Annotated in this window: 9 protein-coding genes and 4 pseudogenes; 7 read left to right on the top strand and 6 right to left on the bottom strand. The window is 40.4% G+C overall.

Features of this window, described 5'->3' with window-relative positions:
* Positions 1 to 37 precede the first annotated feature (37 nt).
* The 5 genes and pseudogenes from gldK to LZ575_RS19825 all read right to left on the bottom strand — a co-directional run bounded on the left by gldK (position 38) and on the right by LZ575_RS19825 (position 6,534).
* On the bottom strand, positions 38 to 1,402 hold the full coding sequence (gene gldK / locus LZ575_RS19845) for a gliding motility lipoprotein GldK (protein ID WP_235326772.1): 1,365 nt from the start codon (positions 1,400 to 1,402) through the stop codon (positions 38 to 40).
* 118 nt (positions 1,403 to 1,520) lie between these two features.
* Positions 1,521 to 2,684 carry a formimidoylglutamase gene (locus LZ575_RS19840; RefSeq protein WP_235326770.1) on the bottom strand — a complete coding sequence of 388 codons (1,164 nt, stop codon included), beginning with the start codon at positions 2,682 to 2,684 and terminating at the stop codon, positions 1,521 to 1,523.
* Between the two features lie 3 nt (positions 2,685 to 2,687).
* Positions 2,688 to 5,219 (bottom strand): annotated as a pseudogene (gene topA / locus LZ575_RS19835) (type I DNA topoisomerase).
* Between the two features lie 167 nt (positions 5,220 to 5,386).
* Complete coding sequence (locus tag LZ575_RS19830) at positions 5,387 to 6,019, bottom strand: LVIVD repeat-containing protein (protein ID WP_235326768.1); 633 nt, start codon at positions 6,017 to 6,019, stop codon at positions 5,387 to 5,389.
* Positions 6,020 to 6,048: 29 nt separating this feature from the next.
* A complete protein-coding gene (locus LZ575_RS19825) occupies positions 6,049 to 6,534 on the bottom strand; it encodes a hypothetical protein (protein WP_235326766.1) in 486 nt (161 codons plus the stop codon).
* Positions 6,535 to 6,744: 210 nt separating this feature from the next.
* On the opposite strand from LZ575_RS19825, the pseudogene miaB reads away from it, so the two are divergent.
* From miaB to groL, 7 genes and pseudogenes are all read left to right on the top strand, one after another.
* Positions 6,745 to 8,188: pseudogene (gene miaB / locus LZ575_RS19820) on the top strand (tRNA (N6-isopentenyl adenosine(37)-C2)-methylthiotransferase MiaB).
* 338 nt (positions 8,189 to 8,526) lie between these two features.
* A complete protein-coding gene (locus LZ575_RS19815; protein WP_235326764.1) occupies positions 8,527 to 9,801 on the top strand; it encodes a sigma 54-interacting transcriptional regulator in 1,275 nt (424 codons plus the stop codon).
* A 21-nt stretch (positions 9,802 to 9,822) separates the two neighbouring features.
* Positions 9,823 to 10,326 (top strand): LptE family protein, encoded by a 504-nt coding sequence (locus LZ575_RS19810; protein WP_235326762.1) that lies wholly within the window; start codon positions 9,823 to 9,825, stop codon positions 10,324 to 10,326.
* Positions 10,327 to 11,211 (top strand): hypothetical protein, encoded by an 885-nt coding sequence (locus LZ575_RS19805; protein ID WP_235326760.1) that lies wholly within the window; start codon positions 10,327 to 10,329, stop codon positions 11,209 to 11,211.
* Positions 11,208 to 11,537: a preprotein translocase subunit SecG gene (gene secG / locus LZ575_RS19800; RefSeq protein WP_235326758.1), complete on the top strand. Its 330-nt coding sequence runs from the start codon at positions 11,208 to 11,210 to the stop codon at positions 11,535 to 11,537. The genes LZ575_RS19805 and secG overlap by 4 nt, the downstream gene beginning before the upstream one ends.
* 189 nt (positions 11,538 to 11,726) lie before the next feature.
* A pseudogene (groES, locus tag LZ575_RS19795) lies at positions 11,727 to 12,001 on the top strand (co-chaperone GroES).
* A 101-nt stretch (positions 12,002 to 12,102) separates the two neighbouring features.
* A pseudogene (gene groL / locus LZ575_RS19790) lies at positions 12,103 to 13,745 on the top strand (chaperonin GroEL).
* A gap of 98 nt (positions 13,746 to 13,843) precedes the next feature.
* Here the strand turns inward: groL and LZ575_RS19785 are convergent.
* Positions 13,844 to 14,338, bottom strand: coding sequence for a hypothetical protein (locus tag LZ575_RS19785; protein ID WP_235326756.1), 495 nt, complete (start codon positions 14,336 to 14,338; stop codon positions 13,844 to 13,846).
* Positions 14,339 to 14,368: the final 30 nt, after the last annotated feature.

Genomic DNA, 14,368 nt, shown 5'->3' with positions numbered 1-14,368 from the left:
GGATAAATAGGTTATTTTAACTGCATTGGGTTCTCGTTTATCGAGGGGGTTGGTTTAAGGTAACGTCTGTACCTAAGTAATCCTGAACTGTTCTAAAACCAATGTAGCTTCTTGCAGTATCAGCATATTCGTAATCTCTTGTACTTACCTGAAGGAAATAAGAGACATCCTTCCAGGAACCTCCACGTACCACTTTACGTGGATCATCATCGTTGTTCACGGTTGGATTCATTGAAGACATATATTCATAGGATGCAGGGTCATAAGAAGAATGCACCCACTCTGCTACGTTTCCTGCCATATTGTATAAATTGTAATCATTTGGCTCATAAGACTTGGCCTCAACTGTATATAAAGCCTGATCTGCCGCGTAATCTCCTCTAAGAGGCTTGAAGTTTGCCATAAAACAACCTCTGTCATTTTTAGTATATGGCCCACCCCATGGATATGTTGCAGATTCTAAACCGCCTCTTGCAGCATATTCCCATTCTGCTTCAGTAGGCAGCCTGTAACTTGGTACATCATGAGTTCCTTTCTGCCTTCTGTAAGCATTGTGATGAAGGGTTCTCCATTGAGTAAAAGCTTTAGCCTGTTCCCAGGAAACACCCACTACAGGATAATCATCAAAAGCGGTATGCCAGAAGTAATCGTTGTGCATTGGCTCATTATAGGAATAATTAAAGTCCCTTATCCAAACAGTAGTATCAGGATAAACCATTACTTCTTCTGTTTTTATAAAGTCACTTCTCTTTTGATCTCTGGCGCGGGCAGCCTGCCCAATGTCCATATACCTGTATTTAAATTTTAGTTGCTTTACATCTATAACTCTCTGGCCGTTGTAAGATTCCTCAATTGGCAAATAGATACTATCAACCATTATTCGGGTATAAGCTTCATCGGGATAATCTCTGGTGTCCCAGATAATATCTATATCATTATTTAACTTTCTTCCCTCGTAATTTTCTGAATACTGGGTATAGTTATCATACATATACTTCTCATAAACAGACATGTTATCGGGATCTGCATCAAGAAAAGCGTATTCTCCTATCCCGCCATCACCGGGTGTAGCTCCGGTAAAATCAGCTTCAATGGCAAGTTTCATTCGCACAATAGAGTCTCTTACCCAATTGGTAAACTGCTGGTATTCTGCATTTGTAATTTCTGTTTCATCCATATAGAAAGTACGCACAGTTACGGTCTTTGGTGGTGCATTCTTCATGTCGGCGATGTCATCATCGGCCTTACCCATGATAAAAGCTCCCCCAGGTATTAATGTCATCCCATAAGGTTTCTCCGGGTTCCACTTCTTTCCTTGTGCGCCTACAAGTTGTCCTCGATCTCCCCGGCTACAACTGGCAAGTACAGCAAGAACAGCAATAAGCGAAATAATTTTCTTCATAATTTCTCTCAGGTTATGACATAATGGATTTAAGGCGGTAAACCTATCCAATTATTTTCTAAAAAACAATAGTTTGGGTAAAAATAGAGTAATTCCTCTTATGGACTACCACATATTTTTAAAGTTCATTTTTTCTCTTTGTTTTATACCAGCGTTCGGGAATTACCTGATTACATGCCTCCAGATAATCCTCGTGGTTGCAAGGTAATAACGTGTGCTTTTTTAATTTAGTATTGGAACTTGAAATAAAAGGTATCTCTATCCACCATCTCCCGCTCACTTCACTCTTGTAAAATACAAGAATTTCATCGTCTATAGGCACCTGATATTTTATAAACTCCTTTTTGGCTGAAATAGTATTTTCATTGGTACGATAATTTACGCCTTCTATGAAGTACCAAAGCATTTGTGCGATCAACATATCACCCGCCTTTGGAAAATTAGAAGTGTATTCGTAAATGCCGAAAGAACTCACTTTATCGCTGATTCCGGCATAACGTGCAAGGGCACAAATTTCCTTTCCGTCAAAACCGTTGGGGCTTATCTGGTGGTTACTCCCTATTGCCGCCGCGTTTATTGTGCTAAGGTCAACCGCCACAAGATTTGCATCCCTCATGACAGGTTCTACCGTCTTTATATTACTTGAAACTTCCCCCAGCCTGTAGGCATCAAAGAAAAGGCGCTCCATGAGCTCGATTTCTTCCTGGGAATTAAAATAGGTTTGATATCCAAGATTGGAATAATTGAAGAGATTATATGGCTTGTTTACCACAATTTTCCCTACATACGATTTATTGCTTATTGGTTTTTCGGCATCTCCCAGGTCAAAACGATTATCTATATTTACCAGGTTCACCATTTGCTCTACCCTGTCGTAGGCGCGGTATTGCGCATAGATCAAATCCTGGCTGCCTCCAAGAATAAGAGGAATAATCTTAAGTTTAAGCAGCTGCGTCACTAATGACTGCAAAGCAAAATAAGTATCTTCTACTGTTTCCCCTTTTTCTATGTCTCCAAGATCGGCTAGAGTTAAATACCAGTTACCGGGAAACAAACTGTACAGGCATTTTCTCACTTTGGTAAATTGAAGATATTCATCTTCACCTGCTTCTGCAAGCCTGCTTTCCCTAACCCCAACAACAGCGATATTAACACCCTCCAATTCGGGAATTCCCGCTTCAGCAGTATGAATTCTCATCTGGTTTCCCAGGTTTTGCAAACCTGAAGAAGCTAATTCTTCAGTAATAGTATTATCAACAGGGCTTAAAAATTCAAAATCCATCAATTACTTCTTTTTGGGGGTGGTCTTTTTTGAAGTTGTCTTTTTCTTTGTTGCCGTAGTTTTCTTTGCAGCGGTTTTCTTTTTCGCTAGTTTCTTAGTCTTCTTTTCCAGCATTTCTTTCACCTCATCCAGGGAAAGTTTAGATGCATCAACAGTTTTAGGTAATTCAATTTTTGTCTTACCCTTTAGAATATTAGAGCGCCCCCAACGCGCTTTTTCAATTCTTATTCCTTCATTTTCCCAATGCTGGATAACTTTTTCTTTCTCCTTCTTCTTTTTATCCTCGATCAATTCTTCAATATCGGCTATAGAAAGATTGTCGAAGTCATATTTTTTATTGACATTGATAAAAATGCTATTCCATTTAAGAAATGGGCCAAACCGTCCCACGCCTTTTTGAACTAAGCTCCCCTTCATAAGTATGAATGGGAGCATCTGCCTTTTCTTTGGCCTCAATTAATTCCAGCGCCCGGTCCATGTCAACGCTCATGGGATCCTCTCCTTTATCCAGAGAGACAAACTTCTTGCCGTAGCGTACGTAAGGTCCAAACCTGCCATTATTAACCTCAACAGATTCTCCCTCGTACTCCCCTATTTCCTTCGGAAGTTTAAAAAGATCCATTGCCTCCTCGTAGGTAATTGAATCCAGACTCTGCTCCGGAGTCAAACCTGCAAACCGGGGTTTTTCATCATCCTCCACAGATCCTATTTGCACCATAGGTCCGAATTTTCCCAAACGTACACTTACTGGCTTTCCGGTTTCAGGATCTTCACCTAATATACGTTCCCCTACTTCCCTGTCGGCATTCTTGGCGACATCTTCTACCTGCGGATGAAAATCGGAATAAAAATCCCTCATCATCGTTGTCCATTCCTCATTTCCTTCGGCAATGTCGTCAAAGCTCTGCTCTACTTTAGCCGTGAAATTATAGTCAAGAATATTAGAAAAATGGTTCACCAGGAAATCATTTACTACCATTCCCACTGCAGTGGGAACAAGTTTTCCTTTGTCGCTACCCACGGTTTCCATAAGTTCTTTCTCAGTCACCTTATTATTTTTTAAAGTGAATTGAGAATAACTTCTTTCGGTTCCCTCTATAGAGCCTTTTTCAATATAATTTCGGTTCTGGATTGTAGATATTGTAGGTGCATAAGTAGAGGGTCGCCCAATCCCAAGTTCTTCAAGCTTCTTCACCAAAGACGCTTCGGTATAGCGGTATGGAGGTCTAGTAAACCTTTCGGTGGCGGTTATATAATTATTTTGAAGTCTTTCATTAACTTTTAAGGCAGGTAACATTCCTTCCTGTTCCTCGTCTTCTTCATCACTTCCTTCCAGGTAAACTTTAAGGAATCCGTCAAACTTCAGCACTTCCCCATTAGCAGTAAAATTCTTATCGTGTTTATCTGCTTCAATTTTTACATTTGTACGTTCCAGCAAGGCTTCACTCATTTGAGAAGCAATAGCACGTTTCCATATCAATTCATACAGCCGCTCTTCGTCGCGATCGGCCCTCACGGTATGACTTGCAAAATTGGTAGGCCTTATAGCCTCGTGAGCTTCCTGAGCACCTTTAGACTTACCTTTAAATTGCCTTGACTTCGCATATTTCTCACCGTAAGCCTGGAGAATTTCTTTGTTAGCTCCTTTTCTTGCGTCTTCAGAAAGGTTTACACTATCTGTTCTCATATAAGTAATATGACCGCTCTCGTAAAGACGTTGAGCCATAGTCATTGTTTTACTTACTGAAAAATAAAGCTTTCTTGCCGCCTCCTGCTGTAAAGTGGAAGTTGTAAATGGTGGTGCCGGGGATTTCTTTGTTTGGTAGAAAGGTCGGCAACTTTAAAAGCTGCTCCTATATTCTGCTGAAGAAACTCCTCAGCCTCTTCTTTTGTGTCAAAATTCTTCGGAAGTTTAGCCTTAAAAGTTTTCCCTTCCTCATTGGTAAATTCAGCATCGATCCTGAAAGAAGCTTCAGCCTTAAACTCCTGGATTTCCCTTTCTCTCTCTACAATAAGCCTCACTGAAACTGATTGTACCCTTCCTGCGGAAAGTCCTCCTTTTACCTTTCTCCACAGTACAGGAGAAAGTTCATATCCTACCAGCCTATCCAAGACCCTTCTTGCCTGCTGGGCATTAACAAGGTTATAATCGATAGCCCGAGGATTGTCGATAGCCCGCAATATCGCAGACTTTGTTATCTCGTGAAAGACGATTCGTTTGGTTTTGTTCTTATCAAGATGCAACTCCTCTGCAAGGTGCCAGGCAATAGCTTCTCCCTCCCGGTCCTCATCACTGGCCAGCCACACCATCTCTGCACCCTTTGCAAGTTTCCTCAACTTACTTACAACATCCTTCTTATCTTTATTTACTATATATTTAGGTGTGAAATTCCCTTCGGTATCTACCCCTAATTCTTTGGTAGGAAGATCTGCAATATGCCCGAAACTTGAGGCTACTGTATAATCTTTTCCCAAAAATTTTTCGATGGTTTTAGCCTTGGCAGGAGACTCCACAATCACTAAATTCTTCGTCATAGGTATTCTTTTTCTTAGTGCAAAAGTATATCAATTTTTTTTGAAGTTGATAAAAGCTGTTAAATTCAGAACTTTTCTACTTCAATAAACCCCACTTTAAATTAATGAGATCACCTTGTAAATCCTCTGAGGGCGAAGAATATGAGTTTTCCTGATAGGTGATAAATTTAGTATAAATTAAAAGTGTTCATAAGATTAACCTGGTCGTTTTTGTAGCTGTATTGCCGCAGCACTCCACCTCCTATCAAAAGCAGAACATCCTCCAGGGGAATTACATCATAAGCTTCAAGTTCTTTAAAATGCTCCTCAAGAACAAGATCGGGAGAATTGGCAGCATCAAAAACCTTTAGACCTGAAGCTCCTTCACAAACAAATAATCTGTGATCTCTCACTCCCAGCCCATAAGGGCTTTCCATCTCATAAGTTTGCAGTAACAGGGGATTTCGTTTATCTGAAACATCAATTACCTGAAGCTGGCTCTCCTCCTGCCCGCATAAATTTCCACCTCTTAGCGTAACATAGGCGAGGTCACCTGCGACCACGACGGGGTCACAACCCTGGACGTGTTGGATTTGAGACATATATATAGGTGTAGAAGGATCTTCTATGCTGTAAATAAACATTCCGCGGGCACTACCTAGATAAAGGTATTCGTCCTGATGAAATATGGTTTCGATATCCCATCCCACCTGTTCTTCTCTAATAAAATTCGGCCTGGAAAGATCACTTATATCAAAAACCTGCAGCACACTTCTACCCACAGTATAGAGATGATCTCCGGCAATATTGAAGCGTGCCATGGAACCTCCTGTTCCACTTTCCCCACTGTTTAAATTATTAGCAGTATCATAAAATATTCCCCGCCCAATCTCCCGCTCACGGGTTTCAATCGTGTAATAGTTATTACTTCAGTCTCAGGATTAAATTCTGAAAAGTCTGAAAAGAAAACTCCTTCGGGTAAAGTAGGATAGTGCTGGGATTCGAATACATTATCCAACCGCTCCTTCACCTGGATATCCTGAATATTAGAGATGTCAAAGCTCACCAGATCTTTTCCTGAATTAGCAAACAGTATATTCCCTTTTACGGCCATATCTGTATTCTGCGGAATTTTAATATAGGCAACCTTCTGCGGAGAGAAATAAGTATTATCAATTACCAGGATCCCTTTCATATCGTCATTTATAAAAATATAATTTCCGAAGACATATATTTTTCCCGACTGTTCGATCTCTTTTGGCTCTTCCACTTTTACCTGTGCCCTAAAGTCTGCCATCGACATTTTCACGGGAACAGCTATTTCATAAGTTTCCATTGGAACCTCATTTTTCTTTTCACAAGACCAAAAGCCGAAGCTAAAAATGACTAACAGAAGGCAGCTATAATTTTTCATATTATTAGGTATAAAGAGGTGGGAGGCGGACTTAACAAATTAAAGATAAAAAAACTTCTGTCACTTTGTCATAATTTATCTAAAAACCTATCTTTGCAAGCTAAATTATACATTGGATCGGAGACTTGAATTATGGAGAAGATTATAGACGAAAAGCTACAGGGAAACACACTCGTACTGGAACCTAAGCTGGAAAACAGCCGCAAACTTTTTATTGAAAGTTACGGTTGCCAGATGAACTTTAGCGACAGTGAGATCGTGGCTTCCATTCTTCAAAAAGAAGGTTTTAATACAACTTCCCGGCTGGAGGATGCAGACCTCGTGTTGGTAAACACCTGCTCCATTAGAGACAAAGCAGAACAAACGGTACGCAAAAGACTGGAAAAATACAATGCCGTAAAGAAGATTAACCCGAAGATGAAAGTTGGGGTTTTAGGTTGTATGGCCGAAAGATTAAAAAGTAAATTCCTGGAGGAGGAGAAAATCGTTGATCTTGTTGTAGGACCAGATGCCTATAAAGATTTGCCAAACCTCATCAACGAAGTTGAAGAAGGGCGCAATGCTGTAAATGTGATCCTTTCCAAAGAAGAGACTTATGGAGATATTTCTCCCGTACGGCTTCAAAGCAATGGAGTATCAGCTTTTGTATCCATTACCAGGGGTTGTGATAATATGTGTACTTTTTGTGTAGTACCCTTCACCCGCGGCCGGGAACGCAGCCGGGATCCTCAAAGCATCCTTGAAGAGGTAAACGATCTTGCCGCTAAAGGCTATAAAGAGATCACTTTATTAGGTCAAAATGTAGACAGTTACCTGTGGTACGGTGGTGGTCTCAAAAAAGATTATAAAAATGCCTCGGAAATCCAAAAAGCCACCGCGACAAATTTCGCCACTCTTCTAAGGCTTGTAGCAGAGGCACATCCCAGGATGAGAATTAGATTCTCTACTTCAAATCCCCAGGATATGACGATGGATGTGATCGAGACCATGGCGGCTTATAAAAATATTTGCAACTATATACATTTGCCCGTGCAAAGCGGAAGCAACAGGATCCTGCAGGAGATGAACCTAGTTACATACCCGCGAAGAATATTTCAACCTCATCGATAACATTAAAAAACTTATTCCCAATTGTGCCATTTCCCAGGATATGATCACTGGATTTCCTACTGAAACTGAAGAGGATCACCAGGATACCCTCTCGTTAATGGAATATGTGAAGTACGACTACGGATTCATGTTTGCTTATTCTGAAAGACCGGGAACCATGGCTGCCAGAAAACTGGAAGATGATGTACCCGAAGAAGTGAAGAAAAGAAGGCTTGCTGAAGTAGTAGCCCTGCAAAGAGAACACAGCCTTTACAGAACCCAACAGTTCCTTGGAAAAACAGTAGAGGTCCTCATAGAAAAAGAATCAAAGAAATCTGACCTTGAATGGAGCGGCCGTACAGAACAAAACACCGTAGCAGTGTTTCCTAAAGAGCATTACAAAGTCGGGGATTTCGTAATGGTTGAGATTACTGACTGTACGAGTGCAACTTTGAAAGGGAAAGCGGTTGGATTGAGTAGTGAGTAGTGAGTAAAGATAAAAGTTTAGAGACAAGAATCAAGAATCAAGAGAAGTGGGAAGTTGGAAGTTAGAAGTTGGAAGTTGGAAGTTGGAAGTCCGAAGTTGGAAGTCCGAAGTCCGAAGTCCGAAGTTGGAAGTTAAAAGTTGGAAGTTGGAAGTCGGAAGTCCGAAGTCGGAAGTCCGAAGTCCGAAGTTGGAAGTCGGAAGTTGGAAGTTGGAAGTTGGAAGTCCTGAGATTTAAAATATTTCCGGAAACCTGAAACCTTGAAAATTGGATTTTGGAATTGGAATTTGATATTTTTAAATACTAGTAAAGAAAATATCCCTTTTGGGAAATAATGCCTATGGAATCAGTACAGGCGATAAAACAGCGATTTGAGATTATTGGGAATGACCAAAAGCTTAATCGCGCAGTGGAAAAAGCTATTCAGGTAGCCCCTACAGATATTTCGGTACTTGTAACGGGGGAAAGTGGTGTTGGAAAGGAGAGTATCCCAAAGATCATTCACGCCCTGTCTCACCGCAAACATGGAAAATATATTGCTGTTAACTGCGGGGCAATTCCTGAAGGCACAATAGATTCAGAATTATTTGGTCATGAAAAAGGGGCCTTTCTTAGTGCTACCAATACCCGGAGCGGTTACTTTGAAGTGGCCGATGGCGGAACTATTTTTCTGGATGAAGTGGGAGAACTACCTCTTACCACCCAGGTGAGGTTATTACGGGTTCTGGAGAACGGGGAATTTATAAAAGTGGGTTCCTCTAAAGTCCAAAAAACCAATGTTCGTATCGTAGCAGCAACAAACCTTAATATGTTTGAGGCTATTAAAAAGGACAAATTCCGTGAGGATCTATATTATAGGTTGAGTACCGTAGAAATTAATTTGCCACCACTGCGTGAGCGAAAAGAAGATATTCATCTCTTGTTCCGGAAATTTGCGGCAGATTTTGCCCTTAAATACAAAATGCCAACCATACGGCTGGAGGAGGACGCGGTAGACCTGCTTCAAAAGTATCGCTGGGGAGGAAACATCCGTCAGTTACGAAATGTGGCCGAGCAAATTTCGGTTTTGGAACAGGAACGCAGTATTAATGCCCAGGAACTAAGAGGATATTTGCCCGATATTGGCAGCAATCTTCCGGCGGTAATTTCAGATAAAAAGAAAGACTCCGATTTTAGTAATGAAAGGGAAATTTTGTACAAGGTTCTTTTTGATATGAAAAATGATCTTAACGACCTTAAAAAGCTCACGATGGAATTGATGGAGAGTGGCAATTACCAAAAGGTACAGGAGGAGCACGAGGGCCTTATTGAAAAGATATACGGCAATGGAGACAGTGATACAGATATAGAAGATATAAATGCCGAAAATCTCGAAGTGCTGCAAATTTCACAACAAACCCGGGAAAAGGAACGGGAAAGGGAGCGCGAAATAGAAGATAAATATTATTTTGCTGAAGAAATTCAGGAAGAAGAAACCCTTTCGCTCCAGGATAAAGAACTGGAACTCATTAAAAAGTCTCTTAACAGGCATAACGGAAAACGAAAAAATGCTGCTGAAGAGTTGGGAATAAGCGAACGAACTCTTTATAGAAAGATCAAACAGTATAATTTATAAAAGTCCTTAGAGAGCATTTTAATGAAGAAACTAAAATATTTTGTTTTCCCCATATTTTTATTGATCTTCCAGTCCTGCGGAATTTATTCTTTTACAGGAGCTGATACCGGAGGCGCTTCTACCTTTACAGTAGACTTTTTTGAAAACACAGCCGATATTGTAGAACCGGGCATTGATCGTGCTTTTACAGTGGCACTACAGGACCTTATTCAAAGCCAAACGAATCTTAGCCTTGAAAATTCGGGAGGAGATTTGCTCTACGAAGGTGAGATTGTAGATTTCTATGAAGCCCCAATGACTGCCACTGCAGATAATCGCGCGGCACAAAACCGTTTAACGATTACAGTGATGGTAAGGTTCTTCAACAACCTGGAACCGGATAAGAATTTTGATAGGCGTTTCTCCTTTTATTATGACTATCCTGCCACCGCACCTTTAAATGGAGGAGTATTGGATACGGCCCTGGATGAAATTTTTTCGAGGATCACCCAGGATATTTTTAACGCTTCCCTTACAAACTGGTAAATGAACCCACAGGAATTGATCCAAATACTTGAAAATCCTTCTGCTGTAAATCCACAGCAAACGGAACAATTGGAGAAAATCCTCAAAAAATATCCATTCTTTCAGGCTGCAAGAGCTGTTAACCTTAAAGGTCTTTATGAAGAAAAAAGCTTCAGCTATAATACTGAATTAAAGAAAACTGCCGCTTACACCACAGACAGGAGTGTGCTGTTTGACTATATCACTTCCGAAGAATTTAATCAGGACAAGATCGCGCTTCAAATCAAGTTGCAGGAAGAGCAGCTTAGGAATATTACAGTTTTTGAAGCTGAAGAGGTCTTCGGAAAAAAGAGCATTGCTATAGATGAGGCCATAAAAATGAAAAAAACAGAATCGGACCGTGTCATGGATCCCGATCTTTTTGAAAAACCTCTCCCTAAAACCGAAGCAGTTCCGCCAAAAGAACTGGAAGAAAGAACTGAAAGTTCCAAAGAACCACAATTAGCCAACCCGGGAACTCCTCTGGAATTTGACTCCCGGGAATCTCATTCTTTTTCAGAATGGCTACGTCTCACCAGCGCAAAACCCATTGAGCGTAATGAACCTGAAACTGAAAGATCCAGGGAAAGAAAATTTGAACTAATTGATGACTTTATTTCTAAAAGTCCACGTCTTACTCCTTCAAAACCTTCAAATACCAGCAACCTCGCCCAGGAACGAATTACACCGCCGGAGGCCTTGATGACAGAGACTTTAGCCCGGGTTTACCTCGAACAAAAAAACTATAAAAAAGCTATCCAGGCATACAAAATTTTAATTTTGAAAAATCCCGAAAAAAGTGGTTTCTTTGCAGACCAAATTCGGGCAATAAAGAATTTACAGGAAAATAATACAGGAAAAGAATGAGCACATTCACTATTTTTTTAGCACTAATAATCATCGTAGCCTTTTTACTTATAGTAGTAATAATGGTACAAAATCCTAAAGGTGGCGGGTTATCCTCTTCTTTTGGCGGTGGCGGTGGAGCACAATTAGGAGGAGTAAAGAAAACTACAGACTTTTTAGATAAAAGTACCTGGACCCTGGCAACTTTACTGTTGGTTTTGATCCTTTTATCAAATGTGACCATTCTTGATGGTACTGCTACTGCAGAATCACGGGTAATTGACGGGCAGCAGGAAGTGGAAACAAACGTTCCCCAACCAATACAGGCAACCTGTAGCCAATCCTGAAGAAGAAGGAGTGGTTCCCCAGGCAGATGCTGAGGAAAACCAGTAGTAACACCTAAAGACATTGTAAATGCTTACTTATGACAAGCTGGCATTTTTTTTTGCCTTATGTCAGGAAATGTTCAATGGCATAATTTTGGTCAATTACGACACACATAGAATAAATTAATTAACTTAAAATACATTACACAAATGGCTTTAAACATTAAACCTCTTTCAGACAGGGTTGTTATTGAACCTGCAGCCGCAGAGACTAAAACCGCTTCTGGTATTTACATTCCTGAAACAGCAAAAGAAAAACCACAAAAAGGAACAGTAGTAGCTGTTGGTAAAGGCAGCAAAAAGCACGACATGACCGTGAAAGTCGGGGATGAAGTTCTTTATGGAAAATACGCTGTACCGAGCTAAAACTGGAAGGGAAAGATTATCTAATCATGCGGGAAGACGATATTCTTGCAATTGTGTAAATCCTATCCTGTCCTCACTTCTACAGCGGACAGAAAAACTGACTAAAAATTTTAACTAACATTTCTTCTCCTTAAGAGAAGCAATAAAAAACGAATAAAAAATGGCAAAAGATATTAAGTACAATCTTGAAGCCCGTGATGGAATTAAGCGCGGGGTAGATGCATTGGCAAATGCTGTAAAAGTAACTTTAGGACCTAAAGGTCGTAACGTAATTATTAGCAAATCCTTTGGAGCACCAACTGTAACTAAAGACGGGGTAAGTGTTGCAAAAGAAATCGAGTTGGAAGATGCACTGGAGAACATGGGAGCTCAAATGGTAAAAGAAGTAGCTTCTAAAACCAATGATCTTGCTTAAGTGACGGTACTACCACTGCCACTGTTCTTGCCCAGGCAATAGTAAAAGAAGGTTTGAAAAACGTGGCCGCAGGTGCAAACCCTATGGACCTTAAGCGTGGAATAGACAAAGCTGTACAGGCTATTACCGAAAACCTATCTGAGCAAACTAAAGAAGTAGGAAACTCTTCTGAAAAAATAAAGCAGGTTGCTTCTATTTCTGCTAACAATGATGACCACATTGGGGAATTGATCGCTCAGGCTTTTGAAAAAGTTGGAAAAGATGGTGTAATCACTGTTGAGGAAGCAAAAGGAACTGATACTCACGTTGATGTTGTGGAAGGAATGCAGTTTGACCGCGGATACCTTTCTCCATACTTCGTGACTAACAGCGAAAAAATGACTTCAGATCTTGAAGATCCTTATATCCTTTTATATGACAAGAAGATCTCTTCTATGAAAGACCTTCTTCCTGTACTTGAGCTAAGTAGCTCAAAGCGGAAAACCATTATTGATCATTGCTGAGGATGTTGACGGGGAAGCTCTTGCTACTCTTGTTGTAAACAAACTTCGTGGATCACTTAAGATCGCAGCTGTAAAAGCTCCTGGTTTTGGTGACCGTAGAAAAGCAATGCTTGAAGATATCGCTATCCTTACAGGTGGTACCGTAATTTCTGAAGAAAGAGGTTTCTCTCTTGAGAACGCTACTATAGATATGCTTGGAAGTGCAGAGAAAGTTGCAATAGACAAGGATAACACTACTGTTGTAAACGGATCTGGTGACCAAACCGGAATTAAAGAACGTGTAAACCAAATCAAAGCTCAGATAGAAACTACTACTTCTGACTATGATAAGGAAAAATTACAGGAGCGTCTTGCAAAACTTTCAGGTGGTGTTGCCGTACTTTATGTAGGTGCTGCTTCTGAAGTTGAAATGAAAGAAAAGAAAGACCGTGTAGACGATGCATTGAACGCTACGCGTGCAGCCATTGAAGAAGGTATTGTTGCTTAAGTGGTGGTGTTGCGCTTGTACGTGCCAAGAAAGCATTAGAAAACCTACAGGGTGATAATGCCGATGAAGCTACAGGTATCCAGATAGTTAACAGGGCTATTGAATCTCCATTGCGTACAATTGTAGAAAATGCGGGTGGTGAAGGTTCTGTTGTTATCAACAAAGTACTGGAAGGTAAAGATAACTACGGTTATGACGCTAAAACCAATACTTATGTAGATATGATGACTGCAGGGATTATAGACCCTAAGAAAGTTACAAGAATTGCTCTTGAGAACGCTGCTTCTGTTTCTGGTATGATCCTTACTACAGAGTGTGCTCTTATAGACATCAAAGAAGAATCCGGTGGTGGTGGAATGCCAGGCGGAATGGGCGGTGGAATGCCCGGAATGATGTAGTTTTAGATCTTAGACGTTAGACGTTAGATTTTAGACGTTAGATTATATAATTAACCCGCTTCTTTCGAAGCGGGTTTTTTTATTGAGTTTAATAACTTTTAATTTTTTTCGAATACCAGTTTGTCTGTTCCGCCGTTTCCGCCGCTTATGTCGATCAGGCTTATTTTGTTGGCGGTGTAGTTTTCGATATCCCAGTCATCATTGAGATCATCAAAATCTTCATCCTCTCCTACGTTAAAGTTAAGCACGAAATCTTTATCTGAATCTGTTGAAGGATTGTCATCATCATCGTCATCGTCATCAGAGATCGACCAGGTGCCGTTAATTGTGGATTCAGCATTAACCGCCGTTACTGTTCCGTCTTGTTTAAATGTAAAAGTGTAGTTCGTAAAATGATTGGTTTCATTGTTACCTTCCTCTACATAACTGCTAATTCTCCAGGTACCCGTAGTTGAAATTACTGTTAATTCCTCTACATTTATTGTATCCCCTCCGTTGTTGCTTGCAGCATCATCGTCGCTATTTGTGCAGGCAAAGCAAACTGCTATTAACACTGCCGCAACAAAGCTCCTCATAATCTTGATTTTTGTCATAGTCTTAGGTTTTAGAAGTCATTTTATAAC

The organism is Antarcticibacterium sp. 1MA-6-2, from assembly GCF_021535135.1.
Taxonomy (GTDB): domain Bacteria; phylum Bacteroidota; class Bacteroidia; order Flavobacteriales; family Flavobacteriaceae; genus Gillisia.
The sequence above is the reverse complement of the archived record's forward strand: the minus strand, read 5'-3'. Positions and strand labels throughout refer to the sequence as shown.

What these genes read in the sequence shown, in the direction of transcription:
- gldK (WP_235326772.1), bottom strand. Translation starts at nt 1,402, where the DNA reads ATGAAGAAAATTATTTCGCTTATTGCTGTTCTTGCTGTACTTGCCAGT.
- LZ575_RS19840 (WP_235326770.1), bottom strand. Translation starts at nt 2,684, where the DNA reads ATGGATTTTGAATTTTTAAGCCCTGTTGATAATACTATTACTGAAGAA.
- LZ575_RS19830 (WP_235326768.1), bottom strand. Translation starts at nt 6,019, where the DNA reads ATGGCACGCTTCAATATTGCCGGAGATCATCTCTATACTGTGGGTAGA.
- LZ575_RS19825 (WP_235326766.1), bottom strand. Translation starts at nt 6,534, where the DNA reads ATGGAAACTTATGAAATAGCTGTTCCCGTGAAAATGTCGATGGCAGAC.
- LZ575_RS19815 (WP_235326764.1), top strand. Translation starts at nt 8,527, where the DNA reads ATGGAATCAGTACAGGCGATAAAACAGCGATTTGAGATTATTGGGAAT.
- LZ575_RS19810 (WP_235326762.1), top strand. Translation starts at nt 9,823, where the DNA reads ATGAAGAAACTAAAATATTTTGTTTTCCCCATATTTTTATTGATCTTC.
- LZ575_RS19805 (WP_235326760.1), top strand. Translation starts at nt 10,327, where the DNA reads ATGAACCCACAGGAATTGATCCAAATACTTGAAAATCCTTCTGCTGTA.
- secG (WP_235326758.1), top strand. Translation starts at nt 11,208, where the DNA reads ATGAGCACATTCACTATTTTTTTAGCACTAATAATCATCGTAGCCTTT.
- LZ575_RS19785 (WP_235326756.1), bottom strand. Translation starts at nt 14,338, where the DNA reads ATGACAAAAATCAAGATTATGAGGAGCTTTGTTGCGGCAGTGTTAATA.